21 protein-coding genes and 1 pseudogene are annotated in these 26,461 nt (G+C 57.5%); 11 read left to right on the forward strand and 11 right to left on the reverse strand.

Annotated features, from left to right (window positions below; all coding sequences use genetic code 11):
- Window positions 1-82 precede the first annotated feature (82 nt).
- The 3 genes from ROO76_05630 (at window position 83) to ROO76_05640 (ending at window position 1,970) form a co-directional block, all read left to right on the forward strand.
- Window positions 83-910 (forward strand): sulfite exporter TauE/SafE family protein, encoded by an 828-nt coding sequence (locus ROO76_05630; protein MDT8067632.1) that lies wholly within the window; start codon window positions 83-85, stop codon window positions 908-910.
- Complete coding sequence (locus ROO76_05635) at window positions 910-1,326, forward strand: DUF1634 domain-containing protein (GenBank protein MDT8067633.1); 417 nt, start codon at window positions 910-912, stop codon at window positions 1,324-1,326. The genes ROO76_05630 and ROO76_05635 overlap by 1 nt, the downstream gene beginning before the upstream one ends.
- 119 nt (window positions 1,327-1,445) lie before the next feature.
- A complete protein-coding gene (locus ROO76_05640) occupies window positions 1,446-1,970 on the forward strand; it encodes a MerR family transcriptional regulator (protein MDT8067634.1) in 525 nt (174 codons plus the stop codon).
- A 131-nt stretch (window positions 1,971-2,101) separates the two neighbouring features.
- Here ROO76_05640 and ROO76_05645 read toward each other — a convergent pair whose 3' ends face one another.
- From ROO76_05645 to ROO76_05665, 5 genes are all read right to left on the reverse strand, one after another.
- The gene (locus ROO76_05645) at window positions 2,102-4,063 is read right to left on the reverse strand and encodes a S9 family peptidase (protein ID MDT8067635.1); all 1,962 of its coding nucleotides are present in this window, start codon (window positions 4,061-4,063) and stop codon (window positions 2,102-2,104) included.
- Window positions 4,064-4,233: 170 nt separating this feature from the next.
- Entirely contained in the window at window positions 4,234-5,286 is a 1,053-nt protein-coding gene (mtnA, locus tag ROO76_05650) for an S-methyl-5-thioribose-1-phosphate isomerase (GenBank protein MDT8067636.1), read from the reverse strand.
- Window positions 5,287-5,445: 159 nt separating this feature from the next.
- Entirely contained in the window at window positions 5,446-5,829 is a 384-nt protein-coding gene (locus tag ROO76_05655; GenBank protein ID MDT8067637.1) for a VOC family protein, read from the reverse strand.
- Window positions 5,830-6,025: 196 nt separating this feature from the next.
- A complete protein-coding gene (locus ROO76_05660) occupies window positions 6,026-6,751 on the reverse strand; it encodes an orotate phosphoribosyltransferase (GenBank protein ID MDT8067638.1) in 726 nt (241 codons plus the stop codon).
- 745 nt (window positions 6,752-7,496) lie between these two features.
- On the reverse strand, window positions 7,497-9,371 hold the full coding sequence (locus tag ROO76_05665; GenBank protein MDT8067639.1) for a winged helix-turn-helix domain-containing protein: 1,875 nt from the start codon (window positions 9,369-9,371) through the stop codon (window positions 7,497-7,499).
- Window positions 9,372-9,652: 281 nt separating this feature from the next.
- Between ROO76_05665 and ROO76_05670 the strand changes: the two genes are divergently transcribed.
- Window positions 9,653-10,945, forward strand: a complete 1,293-nt coding sequence (locus ROO76_05670; GenBank protein ID MDT8067640.1) for a hypothetical protein — start codon at window positions 9,653-9,655, stop codon at window positions 10,943-10,945.
- Between the two features lie 106 nt (window positions 10,946-11,051).
- Here the strand turns inward: ROO76_05670 and ROO76_05675 are convergent, their stop codons facing one another.
- Window positions 11,052-11,402 carry a hypothetical protein gene (locus tag ROO76_05675; GenBank protein ID MDT8067641.1) on the reverse strand — a complete coding sequence of 117 codons (351 nt, stop codon included), beginning with the start codon at window positions 11,400-11,402 and terminating at the stop codon, window positions 11,052-11,054.
- Between the two features lie 155 nt (window positions 11,403-11,557).
- Window positions 11,558-12,610: a sensor domain-containing diguanylate cyclase gene (locus ROO76_05680; GenBank protein MDT8067642.1), complete on the reverse strand. Its 1,053-nt coding sequence runs from the start codon at window positions 12,608-12,610 to the stop codon at window positions 11,558-11,560.
- A 332-nt stretch (window positions 12,611-12,942) separates the two neighbouring features.
- Here ROO76_05680 and ROO76_05685 point away from each other — a divergent pair, with 332 nt between their 5' ends.
- Window positions 12,943-13,899: a DUF4115 domain-containing protein gene (locus ROO76_05685; GenBank protein ID MDT8067643.1), complete on the forward strand. Its 957-nt coding sequence runs from the start codon at window positions 12,943-12,945 to the stop codon at window positions 13,897-13,899.
- A gap of 104 nt (window positions 13,900-14,003) precedes the next feature.
- Here ROO76_05685 and ROO76_05690 read toward each other — a convergent pair whose 3' ends face one another.
- The gene (locus ROO76_05690; protein MDT8067644.1) at window positions 14,004-15,836 is read right to left on the reverse strand and encodes a winged helix-turn-helix domain-containing protein; all 1,833 of its coding nucleotides are present in this window, start codon (window positions 15,834-15,836) and stop codon (window positions 14,004-14,006) included.
- Window positions 15,837-16,149: 313 nt separating this feature from the next.
- Between ROO76_05690 and ROO76_05695 the strand changes: the two genes are divergently transcribed.
- From ROO76_05695 to ROO76_05720, 6 genes and pseudogenes are all read left to right on the forward strand, one after another.
- Window positions 16,150-16,857 (forward strand): hypothetical protein, encoded by a 708-nt coding sequence (locus tag ROO76_05695; GenBank protein ID MDT8067645.1) that lies wholly within the window; start codon window positions 16,150-16,152, stop codon window positions 16,855-16,857.
- 87 nt (window positions 16,858-16,944) lie between these two features.
- Complete coding sequence (locus ROO76_05700) at window positions 16,945-19,257, forward strand: Ig-like domain-containing protein (GenBank protein MDT8067646.1); 2,313 nt, start codon at window positions 16,945-16,947, stop codon at window positions 19,255-19,257.
- Window positions 19,258-19,643: 386 nt separating this feature from the next.
- Window positions 19,644-20,831 carry a methionine adenosyltransferase gene (gene metK / locus ROO76_05705; protein ID MDT8067647.1) on the forward strand — a complete coding sequence of 396 codons (1,188 nt, stop codon included), beginning with the start codon at window positions 19,644-19,646 and terminating at the stop codon, window positions 20,829-20,831.
- A 218-nt stretch (window positions 20,832-21,049) separates the two neighbouring features.
- Window positions 21,050-22,327 (forward strand): adenosylhomocysteinase, encoded by a 1,278-nt coding sequence (gene ahcY, locus ROO76_05710; protein ID MDT8067648.1) that lies wholly within the window; start codon window positions 21,050-21,052, stop codon window positions 22,325-22,327.
- Between the two features lie 124 nt (window positions 22,328-22,451).
- Window positions 22,452-22,868, forward strand: a pseudogene (locus ROO76_05715) (Clp protease N-terminal domain-containing protein).
- Window positions 22,869-23,155: 287 nt separating this feature from the next.
- Window positions 23,156-23,728 carry a GNAT family N-acetyltransferase gene (locus tag ROO76_05720; GenBank protein ID MDT8067649.1) on the forward strand — a complete coding sequence of 191 codons (573 nt, stop codon included), beginning with the start codon at window positions 23,156-23,158 and terminating at the stop codon, window positions 23,726-23,728.
- Between the two features lie 212 nt (window positions 23,729-23,940).
- Here the strand turns inward: ROO76_05720 and ROO76_05725 are convergent, their stop codons facing one another.
- The 3 genes from ROO76_05725 to ROO76_05735 form a co-directional block, all read right to left on the reverse strand.
- On the reverse strand, window positions 23,941-24,711 hold the full coding sequence (locus ROO76_05725) for a hypothetical protein (GenBank protein MDT8067650.1): 771 nt from the start codon (window positions 24,709-24,711) through the stop codon (window positions 23,941-23,943).
- Window positions 24,712-24,812: 101 nt separating this feature from the next.
- Entirely contained in the window at window positions 24,813-25,082 is a 270-nt protein-coding gene (locus ROO76_05730) for a hypothetical protein (protein MDT8067651.1), read from the reverse strand.
- Window positions 25,083-25,251: 169 nt separating this feature from the next.
- Window positions 25,252-26,457, reverse strand: coding sequence for an MFS transporter (locus ROO76_05735; GenBank protein MDT8067652.1), 1,206 nt, complete (start codon window positions 26,455-26,457; stop codon window positions 25,252-25,254).
- Window positions 26,458-26,461: the final 4 nt, after the last annotated feature.

Here is a 26,461-nt window from a genome sequence, read left to right on the forward strand (position 1 = left end):
GACCCACCCGGTTCTGTTACGCCATGTTACGCTTTGAACGGGGTTCCTTGGAAAATTGTTGTAGTGCACAAAGAGCGAGAGAATGGTCCCTTTCTACGTTTTGTTTCCCGTGTCGCTGCTGGCCGGTTTTGTAGGTGCGATGAGTGGCATGGGTGGCGGAATTATCTTGATTCCTGCCCTGACACTGCTGGGCGTTGACATTAAACACGCAATCGCGATCAGCATTCTTTCCGTTATTGCAACCTCCAGCGGTTCAGCCTCTGCCTACGTTCGCGATCACATTACGAATCTCAAAGTGGGCATGTTTCTCGAGATGTTCACAATCGTCGGTGCCCTGGCTGGTGCAGCTATTACTCTCCGGGCATCACCCCGCCCTCTGTACATCGCCTTTGGATGTGTGCTGCTGGGTTCCTGGCTTGCACTCTTGATTGCGGGGCATGAATCCTGGCATGAGGGACCGCAGGACGCTATCTCGAAGTGGCTGGAACTCGAAGGCAGTTACTACGACCAGGCGCACGGTGAAACGATTCGTTACCGGGCGCGGCGGGCTTACCTCGGGGCGCCGCTGATGTTCGGGGCAGGGATGATCGCGGGCCTGCTGGGAATAGGCGCCGGAGCCGTCAAGGTGCTGATCCACGACCTCGTAATGGGTCTCCCGCCGAAAGTTTCCACCACGACGAGCAATTTGATCATCGGCGTTACTGCGCTCGCCGGAACCAGCGTGTATCTGGCCGCGGGCATGATCAATCCCGGATTGGTCGCGCCTGTCGTTATTGGAGTTGTCTCGGGAGCATTTCTCGGCACCAGGCTTCTGGTGCGATTGTCCAACAAATCCATCCGCTACTTCTTTCTGGTTGTTCTTATCGTACTTGCGGTCGAGATGATTGTCCGCGGTATTCGGGGGGTCTAGTGGAACAGCAATCGACCATCAGCGTGCGTCGCGAGTCTCGGCTTTCGGCGGATGCTCAACGAAGAATGGATGTGCTGCTGGGCTACGTCCTGCTGGTTGGTGTCGGCGTTAGCATGGCCTTAATCGTCGTCGGACTGCTTTGGCATTTTGTCCGAAGCGGCAATCTCATACTTGACCACCAGTTGGCCGGAATGAATCTCTTTCAGTTCCTGACAGAAGAAATTCACGTCGCGCTGCGTGAGCACATTCGACCGCGAACCCTGGTGGATTTCGGGGTCGTTGTATTGATGTTCACGCCGTATCTCCGTGTTCTCGCCTCGATGATTTATTTCATGGCGGTCCAGAAGAACTGGAAGTACTCCGTTTTCACCGCCATCGTTCTCGGTGTGCTCACGTTCAGCCTCTTTCTCCGCTGACACGGGTGTGTGGCATCGGGTCGGGTACCCGTCCAAGTCCTTGCACCCGGTACCCGGCACCCGGTACCCTTTCCTCTTGACCCGTCTAAAACTATAGGGTTCATCCTGACTCTAGTCTGATGATGACCGTCACCAAACTCGCGCGTCTCTGCGGACTCAGCCGCACCACGGTTCTGTACTACGAATCCGAAGGCCTGCTCTCGCCTTCCATTCGCACCGACGCCAATTACCGCGTCTACGGCGAAAGGGAAGTCGAGACTCTTCGACAGATTCGTCTTTACCGGGGCGTCGGCATGAGCGTCCGCGACATCCGTTCCATCCTCTCCGGCCCGAAGAACGATGTAGCTTCGGCGCTCAAGCGGCGGCTGGCGGACATCGATAAAGAGATCCGAATCTTGCGCGGGCATCAGCAGGCAATTCTGAAATTGCTTCAGATCAAATCTCTACGAAAGAGCACCAAGAAAATGACGAAAGATAAATGGGTCGCAGTCATGAAAGCCGCCGGCTTTTCCGAAGCCGACATGCACCGCTGGCATAAGGAGTTCGAGCGCTCCGCCCCAACCGACCACCAAGAATTCCTGGAATTCCTCCACATCCCCGAAAAAGAAATCGCCTCCATCCGCGAATGGAGCCGCAAGTCATAACAAAGTGCGCAATCGAAGGCTCAACGAGTGCGCGTAAGCGCACGTTAGAAAGTAGCCCCGGGCGTAAGCCCGGGGTATTTCTGCCGCTAAAGGGAGGAGTCGGCTTTAGCCGACGGCTCTCACCGCCGGTACTATTTCCCCAACAAATACTTCTCCACAAACATTACCGTCGCATAGAACTGAAAGTCCGCATTCTGCTTCTTCGAAAACCCGTGGCCCTCATTCTTCCCGACGAGGTACCACACCGGGGTGTTCTGCGCCTTCAGCGCCGCGACGATCTGGTCCGCTTCGCTCTTCGGCACACGCGGATCGTTTGCTCCGGCGACCACGAACATCGGTTTGGTTATGTTCTTCACGTGATTCATCGGCGCAATCTGTTCGAGGAATTTCCTCATCTTCGGGTCGCGTTCGTCGCCGTATTCCACGCGCCGAAGGTCCCGTCGATAACCTTCAGTGTGCTCGAGGAAGGTCCGCAAGTTCGAAATCCCGACTACATCGAGCGAGCACGCAATCAGGTCGTTGTAACGAGTTGCCGTAGCCAGCGTCATGTGCCCGCCGTAGCTTCCGCCCGTCACCATAATGCGACTGCCGTCAACTCCCGGCTGTTCTTTCAACCAGTGCAGGAGGGCTTCAATGTCTTTGTACGTATCCTCACGCTTGAAGCCATTGTCCATCGCCACGAAGGATTTTCCGTATCCCGTCGATCCGCGCACGTTCGGGAAAACCATGGCGACCCCAAGTTCGTTGAGTAGGTAGTTGTAGCGCCCGAGAAATCCCGGACGGAATTGCCCCTCAGGTCCGCCATGAATGTTCACAATGATCGGCCGCTTTCCGGGAAACTTGCTCGCAGACGGTGCATACAGCCAGCCAGAAATCTCGCGCCCATCAAACGATTTCCATTTCACCAGTTGCGGCTCGACGTTGTTGTTCGCGTTCAGACCGCCGGTTTCGCTCGTTGTCCAGCGGTCGAGTTTTCCGCTCGTCAGGTCGATCGAGTAGACGTCGGACGGCGATTTCGCCGAGGTGATATCGAACGCAAATTCGTGATTGTTCTCGCTCCATGAGATTCCGCCGATTGTGCCCAGTGGAATCTTTGGCAGCGTCATCTCTTTGCCTGTGGCTACATCGGCCACGTGCAACGTCGAAAGCCCGTTCTCATTCAGTGAATACGCAATCAGTTTGCGATTCCACGATAGCTTTGCCGAATCCACGTCCCAGGGCGTACTGGTCAGGTACTTCGGCGCCTTCGTCGCAAGGTCGATGTAAGCCAGTCGCTGGAATTCGTTATCGCGGTCGCTCGTGACGTAAATTCCTTTGCCGTCGGCGCTGAATCCCACGGCGTTGTATGCGATTTTGTCGCCACCCTTAGGCGTGATCAGGGTCTTCTTCCCACTCGCGACGTCCTCCACCCAGAGGTAGCTTTCATTCACCGAGATGTACTCTTCGACAAGCAGTGTCCTGTCATCCGGAGACCAGTCGGCAATATTCCAGCCACCACCCTGGTTCTCGACCAGCAACTTGTCGCTCGATTTATCAGCTGGATTCATTACGTAGAAGTCGAGATCGGTGCCGTTGCGACGCGTCGAAGCATAAGCAATCCTGTCACCCTTATTCGACCAGGTTGCGCCCAGGTTGCGCGACTTTCCGTCCGTCAGCAACGTGACGTCGCCGGTGCTGTTATCGAACCGGTAGTACTGGAACCACTCACCACCGCCGATATCCTTGCGGAACAGGAAATAGTTCCCCTTGTGCGGTTGATACGATGCCTCCAGGACGCGATCCGGAAAGAAAGTGACCTGTGTGCGCGCACCACCGGGAGTCACTACCTGATGGACCTGCGGCACATCGCCAAAGCGCGTTGTGATCAGCATTTCGCGTTTCGCCGGATGCCAGCCCAACACCGCCGCAGTTCGAAATTCCGTGTATCGACTCGACTTCTCGGCGATCTCCATCGGAATCGCCGGAATGCCATCAACCACTAGATTCTCATTCGGCGTAACCGCGACGTTCTGCGCCAACGTTTGTGTGAAGGATAGAGTAAGACTAACTATCAAAGAAGAGAGCGACAGCACAACCCGAAGGGCTCGATTCATGCGGTTCTCCCGGAAGCTCAGGATTTTGACGCAGAAATAGTAGCTGAGGAGACGCCAGGAAGAAAGCTTCGGGTGGACCGCGCGTCATCGCATCGGGAGCACACGCTCCCAGCGACCAAGAAGGCGCTAAACGTACCTTCGACTGAACACTGAAGTTTAGTTGCTGAGCACTACACTTTCGCCGTCTCCGCCTGCTCCAGCGCCTTCAACGACTCCGTGTACGGAGCGTTCGCCACGCCGCGCTCCGTAATGATGGCCGCAATGTACTTCGCTGGAGTCACATCGAACGCCGGGTTCCGCACGTCGATTCCCGTAGGCGCAATCTGCTTCTCTCCAACATGCGTGACCTCACGCGCATTACGCTCTTCGATCGGAATCTTGCTCCCATCCGGCGTCTCCAGATCTACGGTCGAGAACGGCGCCGCAACATAGAAGGGAATTCCATGCTCTTTAGCCAATATCGCCACCGAGTACGTGCCAATCTTGTTCGCCGTATCTCCATTAGCGGCGATTCGATCCGCGCCGACAATTACCGCCTGGATCTTTCCCTGCGACATGATGTGTCCGGCCATGTTGTCGGAGATCACCGTCGTCGGAATTCCGTCTTTCATTAGTTCCCAGGCCGTCAGCCGCGAACCCTGCAGGAACGGCCGAGTCTCATCGGCGAAAACGTGCAGCTTCTTCCCGCTCTCCACCGCCGCGCGAATCACTCCCAGCGCGGTCCCATATCCTGCGGTCGCCAGCGCGCCCGCGTTGCAGTGCGTAAGTATCGATCCTTCGGCCGGCAGCAGCACTGCACCATTGCGGCCCATCGCGCGATTGATCTCGATGTCCTCCTGGTGCATCAACCGTGCTTCGTCAATCATCCTCTGCCGAATCTCCGCCAGCGGCTTGCCCGACAGCTCCTCGAACCGCCTCTGCATCCGCCGAATGGCCCAGAACAGGTTCACTGCCGTCGGTCTCGTCTCGCCAATCACACGGCAGATGTACCCAAACTGGTTACGCACATCGGCAATATTCTCGGCCTTGATCCCTTTCACGCCCAGCGCAATCCCCATCGCCGCCGCCACGCCGATCGCCGGCGCGCCGCGAACCACCATCGTCCGTATCGCGTCCGCCACTTCCTGGTACGTGGCGCACGTCACATACACTTCTTCCGTCGGCAGCTTCGTCTGGTCGATGAAGCGCACTCCGGCATCGGTCCATTCCAGCGTGTTTACCATTCGTGCAGATCCCGCTTCAAACGTTGTATGACTCTCACAGTGTAAACGGTTCCTGAGCAAACCGCGCGTCCTCAGGGCTTCCGCAGCAAAGGCAGGAATCGCGAAGCCGTTTCCCTTCGTATCTTCGTGCCTTCGTGGTTCCTTAATCCGCGGTCGACGTTACTCCAGCTTATGCTGCGCTCGCAGTCCTCTCGCCATCTCGATGATCTGGATGTTGTACCCATCGGGATCCTGCAGCAGCGCCCAGCGCCCAAACGGTTCGGTTCGTGGCTCAATCTGCAGTCTTCCGCCACGACGCTTCAACTCGCTGGCCGCGCGCACGATGTCGTCGACATAGATGCCAATCGACATTCCCGTTGTCGGGCTGACCTTTACTTCCTCGCCTTCCGGATGCAGGCCGATGATGATATCTCCTGCCTCGAACTGGCTCCAGTTGTCCTGCTTGAACAGCAGCTTTAGTCCTACAACATCGCGATAGAACGCGACGCTACGTTCCATGTTCCGAACCACGATCATCACCAGTCCAAGCTTGCCAACTTCCATGAGTGCCTCCGAAATACCGTAACCGCGGATTCACGCGGATCTTCTCGACTTCCAATCTTACAGGGCATTGTCTTCTTCAGAATGCCTTGAGAACTCCAGTGGTCTTTGACTCCCATAATCCGCGTTACTCCGCGAAAATCCGCGGTTGCCTTTGCCTCTCAATCGTCAATCCGACATTCGTCAATCGTCAATTCTTTTATTCGTGTCCTTCCGTTCGATGCACGTCGCAGCGATACCCGCCCTGTATCGTGACGGCGATGCGGTCGCAGTAGTCGCACTTCACCGAGACGGCCATGATCATCGGTTCGTCCTTCAGTTTGCCCGCAGCCTTTAGCCGCAGGTGCTCTTCGCGAACGTCCTGGGCGGTGAAGATCGACACGAACGGCGCACCTCCAGCGGCTTTCTCCACCGAGGAGCGCCCGTGGGCTTCCTCGCGCTCCACCAGGCACGCGACACCGACGACGTCGAACCCGAACTCCTTCGCTGCCTCGATCGCCTGCACTGTCGAGGATCCGATCGTGCAAACGTCGTCTACGATGACCACTCTCGCGCCGGTCTGTCGAAAGCCTTCGATGCGCTGCGCCATTCCGTGCTGCTTCTCCGCCTTGCGCACGAGGAACCCATGAATCATCCCTGCGTGATGGAGGTTCTTATGCGCTTCCTGTCCGCTGAGGATCGCCACCGAGCAGACGATCGGATCGGCTCCCATCGTCAGTCCGCCAATCGCCAGCGGATTCCATCCGCGTCCGCGAATCTCATCGAGGAACACGCGTCCGGAGAGATATGCGCCTTCGGCATGCAGCGTGGTTGTGCGGCAGTCGATGTAGTAATCGCTGGTTCCGCCACTGGAGAGCTTGAACTGTCCAAGCTTGAAAGAGACCTGGGCAAGCAATGTGAGAAGGTCGTTACGGGCGTTCGACATAAAAGCAGGATAGCAAAAGAGGTTCGAGGTACAAGGTGCGAGGTACGCAGGAGAACTCCAAGTCCCAAGTTAGATGGTCGCGCTCGTGGCCTGATTGCGAGGTCCCCCACCCCTTATTTTGCGAATCTTTGTTTTCAAGATTTTGCGGAAATTTCCCCGATAGAATATTGAGCCCGAAGGTCTTAAATCTAAAAACATCCAGAGATCGTTTGTTTTTAGGATTTTGCGCGCGAAAAGTGTGATTTTCGCTGCGTGTTAGCGAACACTGTGGCCGTTCTTCGTTCCTCGTTGTTCGTGAAAACTTGGGGGCGGAGCCAGGCCAGGGCACCACGGGAGTCCGAAAGTCATCCGAGGATGACCGGGGTGGCCCAAGCCAAATTGGGTGAGCGTCGGGTGCGGCCGTCACCGCAGCGACGAGTGGGGATGTGAAAGAGCGGAAATGCAACCGAAGAACCGATGATCGGCTGAACCGAACAAACGGACTTCAACTGCTAAAACCAACGGCGCCCACCAGGGGCGCCGCTCGATGGAAGTCTGTCCGATTACATTATAGCAAATCGAGGGGCGATTTCTGAGGTTTTGGTCGGAACTATATTTCGAGTGCGCTGAATATTTTGCGAGGAAGTGTGATGTCTGCGCTATTGACAGGCGATAGCGCGGTCATCGACCGTTCTCCGATTTCCGTTTGTGAGGGGCGGTCCAGTGGCTGCTTCGTTGAGGGAAACAAGCGCCTCAGTATGTTCGTCTATTGGGACAGCCCCACGCGTTTCAGGAGGGACTGGAAGCGCGGGTTGCTGCGAAGCGGATCGTAGAGAGGATCGACTTTAAGCCATGTCATTGTTGTGTAGTGCTGGTCGTAGGCCCTTTCGAGCAGCGTGATGGCTCGTTCATCATGTCCCAAGGCAATGAGGCCGGGAATGAGAAGATTGGGATTCGTTTTGTCGCGTCCGTAGAGCTGTTCCATATGCCGCAACAACTGCTCAGCCTTCTGCCTTTGGCCCGCGAGTGCATAGAATCTCGCCAGCCTTGCGTTCCCCCACAGAGCGTTCTCCTCCAGTTGCTTCTGCGCATCCGCGATCGCCTCATCGAATCGCTCTTGCTGAGCATAGACATCAGCAATTATGTGAGCCCGCGGGAATTCGGGATCGATTGCCTGCACGGCGAGGAACTCGGCGACTGAAGCGTCGTACTTTCTCGCATAGTAGAGGCTTACGGCGTAATCGGTGCGGATGATGAGCGAGAAGGGATCCAACTGGCGTGCCCGGGCGTATTCGGCTGCGGATTCGTCGAACCTGCCCATGTAACTGAGAAATTCGGCATACCAATGGTGCGCGGTCGCATAATTTGGATCTAATGCAATCGCGCGCTGATACTCCCGTTCTGCCGCATCCCAGTTCCAGTCGTAATTCTGGTAGATAAGAGCCAAGGAGGTGTGCGCCTCGGCGAGGCGATTGTCGAGTTCAATCGCCTTGAGGGCAGCGGCGCGCGCTTTTTCGATGTTCTCCCTGGGCGGGCGCGGGATATATGCGGCGAGAAGGGCGTCGGCATCGGCCAGTCCGGCATATGCCTGAGCATAGCCGGGATCCCGGCTGACTGCTTTTTCAAAGTACTGCGCGGCCATGGACATATCCGGAGTGGTCCGCTTCTTTAAATATGCAAGGCCGCGCAGGTAATCATCGTGCGCCTGCGGATCGACCGTCTGGGCGGTCGTCAACCGCTCGCGGTCGGCCGGGTTCAGATTGAGCCGGACATTGTCCGCGATCTGTCTTGTGACTTCGTTCTGCAACTCGATGACATCCCGCTGCTCGCGTTCGTAGCTGGCGGCCCAAAGATAGCGGCCCGTGGAAGCCTGCACAAGCTGCACCGTAATTCGCACCTTGTCCCCGAAGCGCAATACGGAACCCTGCACCAAGCCGTCTACGTGGAGCTCCTTCGCGATTTCGGGCAGCGATTTTTCGCTCCCTTTGTACTGCATCACCGAATCGCGCGAGATAACGCGCAGGCCGGGAAGGGAAGCGAGCTTTGTGCTCAATTCGTCCGAGAGCCCCTCGGAGAAGAATTCTTCATCAGCAGAACTCGACAGGTTCTTCAGAGGAAGTACGGCAATTGAGCGGATTGGGGCCGCGGAGGTTCGGTCGGAAACGAAGTAAGCCGCAGCAATTGCAGCGACGATGAGAACGGATACAACGGTTGCGCGCAACCACTTGCGTTTCGAGGGCGCCGCGAGTGGAGACACAGGTGGACCCTGGGAGGGCGGCGCCGGTTGTTGCTCTGTGTCGAGTCGAGTAACCGGATAGGTGAATCGGTAGCCCCTGCGACCAACCGTCTCGATGAATTTCGGGTTTGCGGCTGTATCCCCGAGGGCGCTGCGCAGCTTGTTCATTGCGCTGCTGATGCCACGGTCGAAATCGACGAATGTTCCGTCCGGCCATAGTTGCTGGCGTAACTCATCGCGAGTTACGAGTTGGCCGGGCTGTGACAGCAGTATGAGGAGAATTCGGAATGGACGGTCCTGCAGCCGGATGCGGGTGCCATGCTTGCTGATCTCGCCGGCGCGTACGTCGACCGTATAGACTCCGAACTGAATCGGGTTCGACACCGGAACGGCAGGCTCCGCCATCTCTTGGGAACTCCCCTTCAGGGGAGCGAGGGTGGCAAGTTTACCACGAGCGGATACTTCACCCGCAAGTGACGAAAAGGTCAATGTTACCGTGTATCAGCCACTTACACGGTGATCGAGAAGTTCACGAAGGTTGATCGACCCAGTGTTGACAGTCGCGACACGACAAGCGATAACCGGACACTACTCAGCCGGGGGGAGGGTGAGTCGTGAGCCAAAAAGCGCGAAACTGGGGTTATGTAATCTTTGTATCGGCAGCCGTTATTCTGGCTGGGGTCAGAATGACGGCCAAGGCAGGTAGCCGCCAAAACCAATTGTTCCATGCCAACGCCAGTGGGGTCGCGGAGAGCTATTTCGCGACAGGACACTTTGACCCCGAAAGTTACTTTTTCAAGAGCCTGGGGACCAACGGGCGAAGCTGTTCATCTTGTCACCAGACCGACCAGGGCTGGACGATTACACCGGATCGCACGCAGGAACGGTTCGAGAGGTCCGGGGGAACGGACCCGATCTTCCGACCGGTGGATGGAGCGGTGTGTCCAAGCGCCGATGTTTCCACCGTGGATGCCCGCCGCATGGCGTACAAACTGCTGTTGACCCGCGGCTTGATCCGCGTCGCGACGGCGATTCCACCGAATGCGGAATTTCAATTGGTGAGCGTAGACGATCCGTATAACTGCTCCAATGCGAGCGACATCGCGATGTTTCGCCGCCCAGCGCCGGCGACGAACCTTCGGTTTCTGAGCGCCGTTATGTGGGACGGCCGCGAATCTCCCAAAGGACGTTCGCTTCATGACAACCTCATCAGCCAGGCAAGAGACGCGATCATGGGACATGAGCAGGGAGCGGTGCTTCCGACTGATGAGCAACTGGAAGATATCGTTGCGTTCGAGAGTGCGATCTACAGTGCGCAGGTAGCGGATTCAAAGGCCGGCTCACTGACCAAAGGCGGTGTGCGTGGCGGACCGGTCGAACTCAGCGCGGAGGCATTCTTCATCGGGATCAATGATCCGCTGGGACAGAATCCGACGGGAGCACAATTCGATCCGACGGTTTTCCGGCTCTACGAGAAATGGGCGGGTGGAGGAAAATGGTCTCCGGCGAGGCAATCGATCGCGCGGGGCGAACAGATTTTCAATACGAAACCGATCGCCATTGATGGCGTTGCGGGTCTCAATGATGTGCTGGGCGAGCCGGTGATCATGGGGACATGCGGCACGTGTCACGACTCTCCAAATGTTGGCGACCATTCGGTAGCTGTACCGCTGAATATCGGGATTGCTGACGACACGCGGCGAACTCCCGATATGCCGCTTTATACTTTTCGCTGCATTGCGACCGGACAAATTTTTAAGACTACCGACCCGGGACGCGCGATGATCAGCGGCAAGTGCAGCGACATCGGGAAGTTTAAAGGGCCTGTGCTGCGCGGACTAGCCTCACACCCGCCGTACTTCCACAACGGCTCGGCAGCAACGCTGGGAGATGTCGTGGATTTTTATGACACGCGGTTCAATATCGGGCTGACCGAACAGGAGAAAAAAGACCTAGTGGCGTTCCTGCAAACACTCTAAGGCTCGCGAAGTTGGACGATGGAGCCGAGCTCCGAATCAGGCTGGCAGTGAATCTGCGGCCTTGCTTTTGCCTGCCGCCAAGCGTAGTAGCCCCTGGCTATTTCGCTCAGGCGGCTTTGGTGCCGGGGGCGCGAAGCATCACGTCGATAGTCGAGATCAGTTCGCGGGCGTGGATCGGTTTCGGTGAGAGCAGGTCGACGCCGGCGGGTTTCGTGGTGCGCTGCGGGTTATCGGCGAGCATGAGCGTGGGAACGTCGCGCAGGCGTTCGAGGCGTGCAGCAAGCGGTGCTTCCTCGGGGCTGTCGAGGATGACCATGTCGACGCGGCTCGAGGAGAAGGCGCGCACGGCCTCGTCCGGCGTGTCGGCCGGGATGCAGATGTAACCGTTGGCGCGGATGATCTGTGAGAGCTGCTGCAGTTCGCGTCGATTGGTGTCGACACAGAGGATGGCGTTCATGGTCCACCTCCACGGGGGGAGTCGAGGAGTGCCCTAAGTAAGTAGATGCACCAGCGATGGGGTAGGTTGCCGAAAAACGGCAAAAGGAAAAAGCAGATCCCTCGCCGCGCTTGGGATGACAAAGTCTCGGGGAGCATCGTGGCCGGCGCTCCCAACTACGTAAGCATGCCGTGTTGGGCGACGGAGATGTTGTCGCGGGTGGAGTTCTTGACCATGTACATCATTTCGTCGGCCTGACGGATGATTTCGTGCGCGGACTTGGCGTCTTCGGGATAGGTTGCGACGCCCATACTGGCGCGGACGTTGAGGTTGAGGCCCTCTTCGCGGCAGAAGAGCGAGTTGCGGAAGACGTCGCGGATACGGCGAGCGACGACGAGCGCTGATTCCTTTCCTGTCTGGGGAAGCAGGACGACGAATTCGTCGCCACCATAGCGAAAGGCATAGTCGATCAAGCGCAGGTGCGATTTGATGGAGTATCCGATTTCGGCGAGGAGTTTGCTGCCGATGAGGTGACCGTGCGTGTCGTTGACGCGCTTGAAGTGGTCGAGGTCAAGGAAGAGCACGCTGAACTCGTATCCGAAACGTGCGGAACGGTAGACCTCGGCCTCGAGCGTCTTATAGAGATGACGCGCGTTGTAAAGGCCTGTGCAATCGTCCGTGATGGTGAGTTCCTGAATGCGTTCGACGGCGCGAGCGTTGTCGATGGCGATGGCGGCGTAGTCGGCTAGCGAGTTGAGCGCGAGGACTTCGTTTTCCGCGAAGTGCTTCATATCGACATTTATGAGCTGAATGACGCCGAGCACTCGCTGCTTGGATTTGAGAGGCAGGCAGATGATGGAGTGCGTCTGCCACTTGGTCATCTCGTCGATGCGCTTGGCAAAGCGCGGGTCGGTGTAGACGTCGGGCACCAGGAGAGGTTCGCCGTGTTTCGCGACCCAGCCGGCAATGCCTTCACCCATTTTCAGGCGAACGGTTTTGAGAGCTTCGGAGGCGTCGCCGACGGCGATGGCGAAGTAGAGTTCTTCCTTCTCTTCGTCGACCATGAGCAGCGACCAGGTGTCGGGCTCGAAGTAGGCCGCCATTTTCTCCATGATGGTTTGGAGGATGGAGTCGAGGTTCAGCGAGGACGTGAGCGCCTTGGCTACGTCGTGGAAAATGGCGAGTTCCTGCTGACTCTTGTTCGAATCCGGACCGGGTACCGATGACATGGAGGTCGTTCGCCCTTGTACTGCGAAAAATGAGGGTCGATGGCTGCGTATTATAGGTTGCGCGGCAGCGGCGAGCAACGTGATGTTCCTCTAAGGTCACTACCTAAGGCATTGCACCTTCGTTTGCAAAGTATTGAGTTCGGCACATTTGCGGGTACCGCTTTAGGGGCTAAAGTCGTTGACGCGCGTACTTGGGAAACCTATGATTCGGGAAGGCAGAAAAGCCCGAAAATGAAGCGCATCGGTGCGTCCCGAGGAAGCTCCCATCTCTGCTGAATGCGGCAGAAGTGGGACACGGAGAGACGTGAGAGGTGCGCTCGAGGTGATCGCGAGTGGGATCCTTTGGCGATAAATTGAAGCGGGAACGGGAACTCCGCGGAGTGACGCTGGAGGAGATTGCGAAGGCGACGAAGATCGGGACGCGGGCTTTAAAGGCGCTGGAAGACGAGCATTTCGAGCAGCTTCCGGGGGGAATCTTCAACAAGGGATTTGTGCGTGCGTACGCGAAGTTCCTCGGACTGGACGAGGAGCAGGCAGTCGCGGACTTTGTGGCCGCGCAGGGGGATCGCGATGCGCAGAAACCGGACCTGATGGCGTCGCTGGCGGTGAAGGCAGAGGCCCAGCGGCGAAGCGAGATCGCGGCAAGCGGCGGAGAGAAGAGCGGCTCGACCTCGACCTGGGTGACGCTGGCGATTTTGGTTCTGCTGACGGCGGGAGGGGCGGCTGGGGTTCGGTATTACAAGCTGAAGAAGGAAGCAACAGCGGCAGAGGCGAGGCGGACGCGCGTGGAGACTCCGGCGCCGCAACCAGTTGCAGCTCAGCCGGCGGAAACCGACGCGAGCCTGTCGGCAGCGCCGATGAACTCGGCAACGGCGGATCCGAGTCAGCAACCGGGGACTTCGGCGACGGGAGCAACGTCGCAGCCGGGCGTGACGCAGGGAACAACGGATCCTGTGGCGCCCGCGACCCCTTCATCGTCGGGAACTACGCCAACGAATTCAACGACAGCACCTGCTTCCAGCGCGGGCGGCGCGACGACGAAAGGCCCGCTTGAATTACAGATCCATGTGAGTAAGGCGACGTGGGTGTCCGTGCAGGCAGACGGAAAGCCAGCGACGACCGAGACTCTACGGGACAGCGCAACCAAGACAGTGACTGCTCAGGATCGAGTAGTGCTGACGACGGGTAACGCCGTGGATGTGATATGCAATGGAAAGCGACTGGGGATTCTTGGGACGGATAATCAGAGATCTCAGGTGAAGATTTCGGCGGATTGCAAAGTGAATTGAACCGACGCAGGTTGCAAGTCACAGGTCGCAAGAAGCGATTGGCAATTACCCCAGAGCGGGACGCTCCGGCGATTACCAGCGAGAGGCCGGCGCTGCCAAGTGGATCAGAGTGGAAGGTTCATCTTTTTCATAAAGGGTGCGTAGCGTGGATCGTGCTCGAGGGATCTCAGTAGGGGGTCGCCTTTCATTTCGGTGAGGCCGCCGTCGCGCTGGGAGTAGGCGCGTTCCAGCCATTCGAAAGCTTTGTCCTTGTCGCCACGGAAGGCGTAGACCTGGGCAATCTGATAAGCGTAGGTGGCGCCATTGTTAGTGATGAAATCCGTCAACGCCGCATCTGCTTCCTTTGACTGGCCCGTAGCGTGGTACCCAATCGCGAGTCCGAATCGGCGCCAGCCGGGGTCCCTCTCGAGCTGAAACTCAGCGAAAGCGTCCCGTGGGCGAGATTGTCGCAGATGGACGCGACCGAGGTAAGCGTGCGCGACGGGGAACGCCGGGTTAACTTCAAGCGCTTTTCTCAGAGCTACTGCCGCGTCCTCGTAGTTACCCGCATAGTACGCGATGTTGCCGAGATTGAGGTAAACGGTGGTGTTGAGCGGATCGATGGTGGCCGCTTGCGCGATGATTTGGCCGGCTTCTTTCAGGTTTCCGAGTGAAGCTTTGAGTCGTGCGATCTGCCAGATGGTGTCGGCATCTCCGGGGTCGAGTTGTTTGGCGCGCTCGAAGGAGGCTTCCGCCCCCACCCAATCCCAGTCGTGGACCATCTTGATGAAGCCCATGCACTGGTGAGCTTTTCCGAGATTGGCATCCAGCCGCAGGGCACGCTCGCTCGCAACGCGAGCTTTGCCGTAGCCTTCTTCAACTGGGATGTAGCCGGGATCGGCGAGATGCATATAAGCGATGGCGAGCCCCGCCCACGCCGGTGCGTAGTCGGGGTTCAGTTTCAGAGACTTGTTGTAGTACTCGATTGCTTTTCGCACATCGGCTTCGTCGCGCCGTTCGGCGAAGTACCGTCCCTGCAGGAAGGCGTTGTAGGCATCCACACTCTGGTTACGCGCTGATACCTTCTGGGAACCGTGAGCCAATAGAGACACTTTCAAGGATTCGGCGACGGAATTGGCGATCTCCTCCTGGACCGCAAAGATATCCTTCATTTCCCGGTCATAACTCTCCGACCACAGGTTGAACCCATCTGTCGTATTGATTAGCTGCACGGTGATTCGGACGCGGGTGCCGTCTTTGCGAACGCCGCCTTCGACAATGGAGCCGACGTTCAGTTTCTTGCCAATGACCTGGGGATCTTCATTCTTGTCTTTGAACTGGAAGGAAGAGGTTCGCGCGCTGACGCGAAGTTCGGGGAGCTTGGCCAGAGACGTGAGCAGTTCGTCGGAAAGGCCGTCGGAGAAGTATTGCTGGTCCCTGCCCGGGCTCATGTCGACGAAGGGGAGGACGGCGAGGGTGTGGACGTGCGACTGTGCATGCTCGGCGTTCTTCAAGTGGTTGCGATAGAGCCACAAACCGGCAGCCACTGCCAAGGAGAGGAGAACCGTAGAAATGGGGCTGATGAGTTTCCAGTGGTTGACGGTGCGCGGTTCGGCAGCGGCTTCGTGCTCGACGACGGTTGGGCCGATGAAGCGGTAGCCGTGCCGCGGGACGGTTTCGATGAAGCGGGGATTGTCGGCGGAGTCGTTGAGGGCTTCGCGCAGGCGCTTCACAGCGGCATTGAGACTGTGTTCGAAGTCGACGAAGGTATCGGTTGACCAGAGATGCTGGCGCAGTTCTTCGCGGGTTACGAGTTCGCCAGGATGTTCAAGGAGGAGTGCAAGAACTTGCAGAGGCTGATCAGCGAGATGAATCCTGGTTCCGTTCTTGCGGATCTCGCCAGAATTAAGATCAACCTCGAATGCGCCAAACCGAATCGGGCTAGTGACGCGCGGCATGGACCGTTCCCGTGTTTTACAGAACTGCCGATGCGCGAAATTTTGCCCTGCCTGGTGCGGCGAGGCAATAGGAATTTTTCAGTCACCTTGTTACCTGTTTGAGGAAGAGCTTTGTCCTTAATGGGATACGGCGTTATCGCCTTTTCTCCCCGATTTAACCTGCTTTGCATTGATGTTCTGAGCGATATGCGCGAGGGTGCGGACGTCCACCCGCCTTCAGGAGCCCTGGAGTTGGCAAGGGACCAGGCAATCCTGAGCAGCGAGTCGGACGCCAAGGAGTGTCGGCCCAAACTTCATTGCAAGGAGAATTCCTATGTTGAACCGCAGGTGGCATTTCGCTGCATTCTGCTTACTAGTCTTTGTGCTTACCGGGGTTGCTGCGGCGCAACACTCGGTTGGACCGAATCCAAACGTCTACCCGCCGAATGAGAACGTCTTCGGGATGTCATACGGAGAGTGGTCGGCGGCGTGGTGGCAGCATGTCTTAACTTTTACCAACGACAAGAGCCCAATCATGGACCCGAATGGTGACGCCTGCAATTCCGGACAGGGTGGCCCGGTTTTCTTCCTGGCGGGTGCTGGTTCGGGCAGTGCGACACGTACCTGCATAGTTCCCGCCGGAAAGGCGCTGTTCGTTCCGATTATCAATTTCGAGTGTTCCACGCTGGAGCCGGGTGACTTCCATGCTGACGACGGGCAGCAGGCACGCAAGTGCGCGACGTGGTGGGGCGAGGGGGTTTCGATCCAGTCGCTGAAATTCACCATCGATGGCAGGAGCGTGATTGGTCTCCACAATTTCCGTGTGGTCTCTCCGTTCTTCGAATTCATCATCCCAACGACCGAGAACTTCCTCGGAGTTGAGGGATACACGTCGGGTCTCTCCGCCTCGGACGGTTACTGGGTGATGGTAAAACCGCTGTCGCCTGGAATACATGTCATTCACTTCGAAGGAAAAGTCGATTCTGGTCCCGGCGCAGGCGGCAGTCAGAACGTTACGTATCAGTTGATCGTTACGCAATAACCGGAGTGTGCCCCGCATTTGCGGTGGTAAGCAGGTGCGGGTTTTCAGCAGGGGATGTCATGCGCAACCACACGAAAGGAGGCTGTTATGAAGACGCGCATATTATTCGTACTGCTGTTCACCGTTCTCCTGGCGATGTTGATGATCGGCTGCGGAGGGTCGGGTTCGAGCACTCCGCCGCCACCGCCGATCAAAGTAACGATTTCTCCACCAATAGCTTCGCTGAATGGGGGAGACACGCAACAATTTACCGCTACTGTTACCGGGACAACTTCCACAGCGGTGATGTGGAGTTGCTCGGGTACGGGATGTGGGACGATCGATTCGACTGGTCTATACACGGCTCCCACCCCGATTCCTAACGACGGAAGTGTGAGCATCGTGGCCACTTTGCAGTCGGACAGCACGAAGACGGCGACGGCCGCGGTGACGCATGTGGCGGTCGCGGTAACCATCTCGGAGAAGGCGATCACTGTTTACGAGGGAGATAGCCATCAGTACTCGGTAACGCTGAAAGGAACCAAGAATTCGGTGGTGTCATGGAGCCTCGCGGATTGTTCCTTCAGCAATTGCGGCACGATTGACGCGACCGGGATGTACAGGGCTCCCACGTCCATTCCCGTCGCCGGGTCTGCCCGTGTCATTGCTACCTCACAGGCTGACAACGCGAAGTTCGATGACGGTAGGATTACGCTCTTGGCGCCGCTGCCGATCGAGGTCGGCGTGGCGCCAAGCACGGCTAACGTGAAAGTCGGTGGGAACCAGAACTTCACGGCTACGGTTCAGAACGACAACAGCAATGCCGGGGTGACATGGTCGCTGGGTGCTTCGTGTACGCCTGACAGGTGCGGATCGCTCAGCAACATCACGAACAGCGCGGTCACGTACACGGCACCGCCTTCGGTGCCCAGTCCCACTACGGTGAACCTGACGGCAACCTCCGTCACGGATCCGGGCAAGAGCGTAACGGCGGTCATAACCGTGACCGAATCGAGTGGGCTGCATGCGGGGAATTATGTATTTGTGTTCAACGGGTGGGAGCAGAACTCTCCGTGGCCGACGAGGCTGGCGATCGCTGGACACTTCCAGGCTGACGCGGACGGCAACATCAGCAATGGAGTGGAGGATATTAACCGCGATTCTGGCGTGTCCTTGTCGGTAGCTTTCACCGGCACTTATACGCTTGATTCAAACCGGCGCGGAAGCTTGTCGATCACCACAGCGGATGGAACCGTGACGTATTCCATGTCCGTGGACACTACGGGGACGAAAGGCAACTTCATTCGCTTGGATAGTCCGATCCCGGAAAAGCCGGTATCCGGCGCCGGTTACTTCGAGGCGCAGGACACGAGCAAAGCCACACTGGCGTCGGTCGCCGGATCCTATGCGTTGGGGCTGTCCTCGAAGCCGGTCGATGGGTCCAATATGGCCTCGATCGGAAGGATGACAGTGAGCGCGACCGGGGCCTTCAGTAACGGCAAGATGGACGTGCAAACGCCGACGGTCAATTCCACCAACGCATCGCTGACGGGATCGATGGCGGCGCCTTCCGCTTCAACAGGGCGCGGCACTGCCACTATGACAGTCAGCCCGCAGCCAGGAGCGTTCTCTGGGACGATGAATTTTGTCTACTACATCGTTTCGGCAGACAAGATCGTGTTGCTCCAGAGGGACACTCGTGGCTCCACGGTAGCGGACATGAGCGGTGAGGCGCGTCGCCAGACAGAAACGTATTCGACCGCGTCGTTCAATGTGCCGGTGGTTTTCCGGATGAACGGCATGAGCGGGTACAACAACGTGGCCATCATCGGCCAACTGACGCCAGGTGGCAACGGCAACATGAACGGAGTGCGGGATCAGAACTTCGGATCGACACTCACGCTCAATGACTCCTTCATTGGGACGTACGCTGTCGATGCGAGCGGGCGCGCAACCATGACCTTGCCGACCGGCGACGCCGTCGCCTATTTCTTCGGCAAAAACGAAGGTTACATGATGCAGATCACTGTCGGGTACGTCGTGTCCGGCAGCTTTAAGCCCCAAACCGGCGGCCCATTCAGCGCCGCCTCGATTGGCGCGACCTATCGGCACGGCGAAGGGGAGGCAATCTCCACTTACTCGGAATGCGATTCCGGAGTCACTACGTTCGACGGCATGGGGGCGTTCTCCGGATCGCGGGACTACACGTACTTCAACTCCGACGGTTCCAGTTACTATTACAACGTGGGAGCATCCCAGCAGTTGAGCGGGACGTACGCGGTTGCAGAGAACGGCCGGGGTGAACTGAGCGTGTTTGGATACCCGATGGCGTTCTGGGTGGTGTCGCCGGATGAGATAGTGGCCGTCGACACGACAAGCCCGTACGATAGCCTGCCTGTACTGCTGCAGTACATGAAGTAGGATGAGGTCACTGAGGAGGACTCACTGGAGAAACGGCCAGTGGGTCCTTTTTTGTGTGTTGAATGAGGTATTAGAGGGCATCGTGGCCGGCGAGGTGCCGGCACTCCCAAACCCGGCGCTACGAAGCCTATTTATCCCGTTCAGTTGCCGCTAGTTACCATTCGGTGCAAGTGACGTTGCATGACGTACATTCGGCGGGTAAACTTCTTACATCTACTTTGCGACTGCTCTGGTTGGCAGTTGCCGGGAATGGTAACGGCCCGGCCCCACAACCGTGGGATTCGCCGCGAGAAGTGAACCACCTCGTCAGCTTCGTTGAAGTGCGATGAGGAATGCGGGCGAACACAGTTCCAGCCATCCGTCCTGAGTAACACCTAGGAGGAAAATTGTCTCGTAATCGCTTTTTGTTTACGTCCGAGTCGGTGACGGAAGGACATCCCGACAAGATTGCCGATCAGATTTCAGATGCGATCCTGGACGAATGTTTGCGCCAGGACCCTTACAGCCGCGTGGCTTGCGAAACGCTGACCTGCACAGGGTTGGTGATGATCGCGGGCGAAATCACGACGAAGGCCTATGTCGATTTCCAACAGATCGTTCGCGGGACGGTGCAGGCGATCGGGTATGACAACGCACTGTACGGGTTCGACTCGAACACGTGCGCGGTCATCTCGAGCATCAACAAGCAGTCGGGCGACATCGCCATGGGCGTCGACACCGGTGGGGCCGGGGACCAGGGCATGATGTTCGGCTATGCCTGTAACGAGAACGACGATTACATGCCCACGCCGATCTCGCTGGCACACAAGCTCACCTTGAAGCTCAGCGAGGTTCGGCGAAACGGCACACTTCCTTATCTTCGCCCCGATGGAAAATCCCAGGTCACAGTTGAATACGACGAGCACAACAAGCCAGTGCGCGTGGATGCAGTCGTCATCTCGACGCAGCACGCCGAGACGGTGACGAACGAAGAGCTTCGCGCCGACATCCTGAAGCACGTCATCCAGGCGGTGATTCCGCCGGCGATGCTGGATGCCGACACGAAGTATCACATCAACCCGACGGGACGGTTCGTGATTGGCGGCCCGATGGGCGATAGCGGACTGACCGGGCGCAAGATCATCGTGGATACGTACGGTGGACTCGGGCGTCACGGCGGTGGCGCGTTCAGCGGCAAAGACCCGACCAAGGTGGATCGCTCGGCGGCGTACATGGCGCGCTATATCGCCAAGAACATTGTTGCCGCAGGCCTGGCTGATCGTTGCGAAGTGCAGTTGGCGTACGCAATCGGCGTGGCTGAACCAGTGAGCGTCCTGGTGGATACGTTCGGAACCGGGAAGGTCGACCGCGAGAAACTGCAGGATCTCGTCCGCAAGAACTTTGCGCTGACGCCGAAGAAGATCATCGAGACGCTGGACTTGCGGCGGCCGATCTTCAAGAAGACGGCGGCGTACGGACACTTCGGAAGGAATGATCCGGACTTCACGTGGGAGAAGACCGATAAGGCCGCGGCACTGCGCGAGCAGGCCGGAGCCGGGAAAGCCGAACATCCTCACCACGTAGTGAAGAAGTAGAGCGTAATTTCACGGTGGAGTCGTGGCGCGGGGCGTTGCGACTCCATTAGTATGTTGGAAGGGTTTGGGATTTGAACTGCCGGTTCGTTGTATCCGAGGAGAGATGCAGGTCCTTCGACTCGGGTATCCCGCGCTGGAGAAAGCGCGCGGGAGCCCTCCCTCGCTCAGGATGACGGCATTCGGATATTGCTCAAAGATTTCGAATAAGAAGAGAGATTATGTCGACGACTGCTACGAGTGTTGCTTCGGATGTGAAGAGTTTCGAATTGGCTGATCTGGGAAAGAAGCGCATTGACTGGGCGAACCAGTCGATGAAGGTGCTGCAGATCATCCGCAAGGAGTTCATCAAGAACCAGCCGCTAAAAGGGATTCGGATTTCGGCGTGCCTGCACGTGACGGCCGAGACGGCGAACCTGATGATCACGCTGCGTGACGGTGGCGCCGAGACCGCGCTGTGCGCCTCGAACCCCCTTTCGACGCAGGACGACGTGGCGGCGTGCCTGGTGCGGGATTACGGGATCCCGGTCTTCGCCATAAAGGGCGAGGACAACGACACGTACTACAAACACATCATGCAGGCGCTGGACCACAAACCGCACGTCACGATGGACGACGGCGCGGACTTGGTGTCGATTGCGTTGACCAAGCGCACCGACGTGGTCGATGGCATTATTGCAGGAACGGAAGAGACTACGACTGGCGTCATCCGCTTACGCGCGATGGCGAAAGAGGGCGTGCTGAAGTATCCGATCATCGCCGTGAACGACGCCGACACGAAGCACATGTTTGACAATCGCTATGGCACCGGGCAGTCGACGATCGACGGCATCGTGCGGGCGACGAACTTTCTGCTGGCGGGATCGAAATTTGTGGTCGCCGGCTATGGCTGGTGCGGTCGCGGGTTGGCGAGCCGCGCGCGCGGACTTGGCGCCGAGGTCATCATCACCGAAATCGACCCGACGAAGGCGCTGGAAGCGGTGATGGATGGTTATCGCGTAATGGCGATGGAAGACGCGGCGAAGCTCGGCGACGTTTTCTGCACCGTCACCGGCAACAAGAGCGTGCTCCGCAAGGAACACTACGACGTGATGAAAGACGGCGCGATCATTTCGAACTCGGGCCACTTCAACGTCGAGATCGACATTCCGGCGCTGGAGGCGATGTCGAGTTCGAAGCGCACGACGCGGAACTTCGTCGAAGAGTATTCGCTGAAAGACGGACGGAAGATCAACCTGCTGGGCGAAGGACGGCTGATCAACCTGGCCTCGGCCGAAGGGCATCCGGCTTCGGTGATGGACATGAGCTTTGCCGACCAGGCGCTCTCGGTGGAGTACTTGGTGAAGAACCATGCGTCGCTGAAGAAAGAAGTCTTCAAGGTTCCGGACGAACTGGACAAGCGCGTCGCGAAGCTGAAACTGGAGTCGATGGGAATCAAGATCGACCGGCTTACGCCGGAGCAGGAAGAGTATTTGGCAGGATGGAGCGAAGGAACGTAAAACCGGTTCTCAGTTCTCCGTTCTCGGTTGAAGGCACCCCGAAGTTGAGGGTGCCTTTTTCTTATTGGGTAGCCAGTCCGATCACATCGGATGTTCATGTGGGCGTGGTAAGCTTTGCGGCGCTATGTTCGAAAGATATACAGAGAAGGCAAGGAGGGTGGTTTTCTTCGCGCGCTACGAGGCCAGTCATTTTGGTTCGCCTTACATCGAAACAGAGCATCTGTTGCTGGGTCTCTTACGCGAGGACAAGGGGCTGACCAGTCGTTTCCTGAAACAATATTCGTCTGTGAAATCAATTCGTAAGCAAATCGAAGCGAAGACGCTCATTCGCGAGAAGACTTCGACCTCTGTGGATCTTCCAATCAGTAACGAGTGCAAGCGTGTTCTGGCGTACGCCGCAGAAGAGTCAGAGCGGTTTGGGCATAAGCACATTGGGACGGAGCATCTTCTGCTCGGACTGTTACGCGAACAGGAGAGCTTCGCGGCACAAATTCTGCGAGAACGTGGGCTGCAACTGGAAGGCGTTCGAGAAGAGCTGAGAAGCAATGCCCCTGAGGAGGAGAATGGTTTGCGCATGGGACCAAAGATCAGATTCATCAATCCGGATAGGAGTCTCCTGTGCCTCGGCAGTTTGAGCAGCGGGTTAATCGTTCCGCGAGTTGGCGAATATATGACTCTCGACATTGGCGATGAAATTACCAAGTATCAAGTGGTGAACGTCACGTGTCATTACGAGAGTCAGTCGGGAACTGAGGTCCGTCTCGACATACTCGAGATCATGGTGAGTAGGGTCGATGATAATGCTGACAGCCCAGGGGGCCAACCGGTATGAACACGCGCAAGCTGCACTTTTTTCCGGCGACGCCGGACCGGTGGAAGGATATTGAAGCGCTATTTGGGGAACGTGGTGCGTGTGGTGGGTGCTGGTGCATGGCTTGGCGGTTGTCGGCGTCAGAGTTCCATGAGCAGAAGGGCGAGAAGAATCGCGCGAGTTTACGCGGGATCGTGAAGAAGGGCTCGGAGCCGGGCGTGCTGGCGTATGCCGGAGACGAGCCAATCGGGTGGTGCGCGGTCGCGCCGAGGGAAGAGTATCCGCGGCTGGAGCGGTCACGCGTGTGGGCGCGGCTGGACGATCAGCCGGTGTGGTCGATCACGTGTCTGTTTGTGAAGAAGCAGTTTCGGAATCATGGCGTTTCGGCGCAATTGATCGAGGCGGCGACAAAGCTGGCGCAGAAGCATGGGGCGAAGATGGTCGAGGGATATCCGCAGGAGTTGAAGAAGCGGTTGCCGGATGCGTTTGTGTGGACGGGATTGGCTTCGGCATTCAGGAAGGCGGGGTTTGAAGAGGTGGCACGGCGGAGCGAGCAGAAGCCGATGGTGAGAAGAGCAATTGACGAATGACGTTCGGATTGACGATTGAAACCGATATCTACATGCGACCAAGTCCACCAGAAAATTTGTAGGTTCGTGCAGTCAAAACGAGGAACACAAGGTCTTTCGACTCCGCAGTTCCGCATCTGCGATGCGGAACTTCTACGATCAGGATGATACGTCCAAGCGGCCGAAGAATAATTGCATATAGGGTGAGCGGGGGACGGAGCAACCAACAATCTCTATTTTGGAACCAGGTAGTGGATTTTCTGTTGGCCGAAGCCTTCATCGATCAGCCATCGGAGTTCGGGTTGGGAGTAGTCGAGGCCTTCGTGGGCGCCGGGTGAGTAGCTGTGAAAAACGAGGGCAGATTTGCCTTCCTCGGTAACGTGGAATATCTTGCCGTCGTTCTGAGCGACGAAGAAAATAGGTTCGTGGTAGGCGAGGCCCTGCACAACGGAGAGAGCTGGTTTCACTTCCACGGTGCGCTTCAGTTCGAAAGTATCCACGTCATAAACCCACAGTTTGCTTCCATCACAGTACGAAGTAACCCATAGCTCGCGTTTTGCTGGGAGAACGGCGACACCTGAAACTTCGACAGCGACGGGGAGATCGATAACACGGATGCGCTCGAGGGTGGCGGCGTCGAACAGGAAAATGGCCGGATTACGGTTGTCGCCACAACTGGCGTACAACTCGACGGGAACGTAGAGAAGTCCTTCGAAATAGTCGCCATCGCCAATGTGGTCGTAGCCGGTGAGGCCGTCGAAAGGATGGTCGTTGACACCGGTGATGTGCCAGGTGGCGTCGTTGGCGCGTTTGAGGATGCGCTGCGTGTCGAAGAGGAAGTGCGAAGTACCGTCGGTGGCATAGCCCTGGTGACAACCGGTGTCGGGGGACTGCCATTGATCGGTAAAGAGGTAATAGTCAAAGAGGGAATGCTTTACCCCAACTCCGCAGGCGAGCAGCAAGAGCGAGGCAAGCAGTGGTAAGAAAATCCGGAGATACCACACTACGAGATTATTAAGGCGGGCAGGGAAAACTGGAAACAGATTTCGGCAACACAGCGGCGCTTATTCCCAAAATGGGAAAAATCCTGAGAAAGTGGTAGAGGTTACTGCTTCGTGACCCCTAATCCAAGGTAGAAGCTAAGCTGCGGTGCGGAATTGCATGATCTGGCTCGAAGGTCCTGTGCCGGTTCCGGAAGCTGGCCGGAGTCGACGAAGAAGTAATAGATAGTGTTCGTTTGAAGGTTGTTGATCTGGATGCTGTGCTGTTGAGGCCGTCCGGTGCCGGTGTTGGTGTAATAGCGCCGTGAAGAAAGGTGGTATCCCTGCAGAGAGGAGGAAGAGATATGAAGAGACTTGCGCTTAGTCTCGCGCAACCCGCGCTGCTGATTGATTCGATGGAGGGGGGAAACGACGGGGTTTCATCGCACGAAGGGTCACAAAACGTGCGCTGCGCCTGCTGAAGCTACGACGTTCGAAGTACGACGTGCGAGAGAAGAGCCAAGACGGTTGCCAGCGGGGTGTTCGTGAAAACAATACAGCGATTCAGCCGACGGGTTCGGCGTCGGCGAGGTTGAGAGTTTCGTGTGGACGAGAACTGAGATAAGCCATGGCGAGGCTTACAAGAGAGACGAGTGCAAGCACCGCGACGCAGCCTTTCCATCCGGCCCAGAGCCAGAACCATCCTGTGACCCAGGCGCCGAGCGATCCGCCGAGGTAATAGAAGGTGACGTAGAGGCCGGCGGCGGAGGAGCGGGCTCGTCCGGCGATGGCGCCAGTTTGCACGGTGGCGGCGGCTTGCGCGATGAAGACTCCTGAGGAGAAGAGTGCGAGACCGGCGATGTCGGCGACGAGGACGGGGATGAGCGTAATCAGGAGACCGCCAATCATCATGGCGGTGTAGAGGACTGAAGTGCGGCGAAAGCCGTAGCGATCGAGGAAGTGCCCGGAAAGCGGCGTGATAACGACTCCCAACAGGTAGACGAAAAAGATGCTGCCCAGTTGCGCGGCGTTCAGATGAAAGGGCGGCGCTGCGAGATAGAAGTTCGTGTAGGTGAAGCATCCGACGAGGCAGAAGAGGAATGTGCCGCCATTGGCGAAGTTGGCAAGCAGGCGTGGATTCGCGAGGTGCTGGCGGGCGTCGGAGAAGGCGTGGGAAAGGTGTTCGGCACGAACGAAGTTTTTCGCGGGCGGCAGCCAGGCGCGGACAAGTACGGCGCCGATGAAGTTGAGGATGCCCAGGACGATGAACACGGCTTGCCAGTCCAAGTGCGTTGCGATGAGGCCGGAGAGGAAGCGTCCGAGGAAGCCGCCCAGCACGGTACCGGAGACGTAATAGGCCATGGCGTGGCCGAGGCCCCGTCCGGCCCACTCTTCATTTATATACGCCAGCATGACGGCGATGACTCCAGGGACGAAGAGGCCCTGGGCGAACCGCCAGAAGATGAGCACGGGGAGAGTGTTGGCGGTGGCGGCGAGAAGCGTCGGCAGACTCAGTAAGAATAAAGAAGGGACGATGACCTTTTTGCGGCCCCTGCGTTCGGCAATCAGACCAATAAAGGGAGCGACGATGGCGACGGCAAAAATTGTCGCGCCAACGGTGAAGCTGACCTCGACATCAGAAGCATGAAAGGTCTTGCTGAGGTATGGAAGCAGAGGCTGGGTACAGTAGACATTCAGAAATGTGCAAACACCGGCAAGCATGACGGCAATGAGGGGGCGGTCGAGACGGGGAGATTGGTCCGAAGACATGAAC

The sequence above is a fragment of the Terriglobia bacterium genome, assembly GCA_032252755.1.
In the GTDB taxonomy this organism is placed as follows: Bacteria; Acidobacteriota; Terriglobia; order Terriglobales; family Acidobacteriaceae; genus JAVUPY01.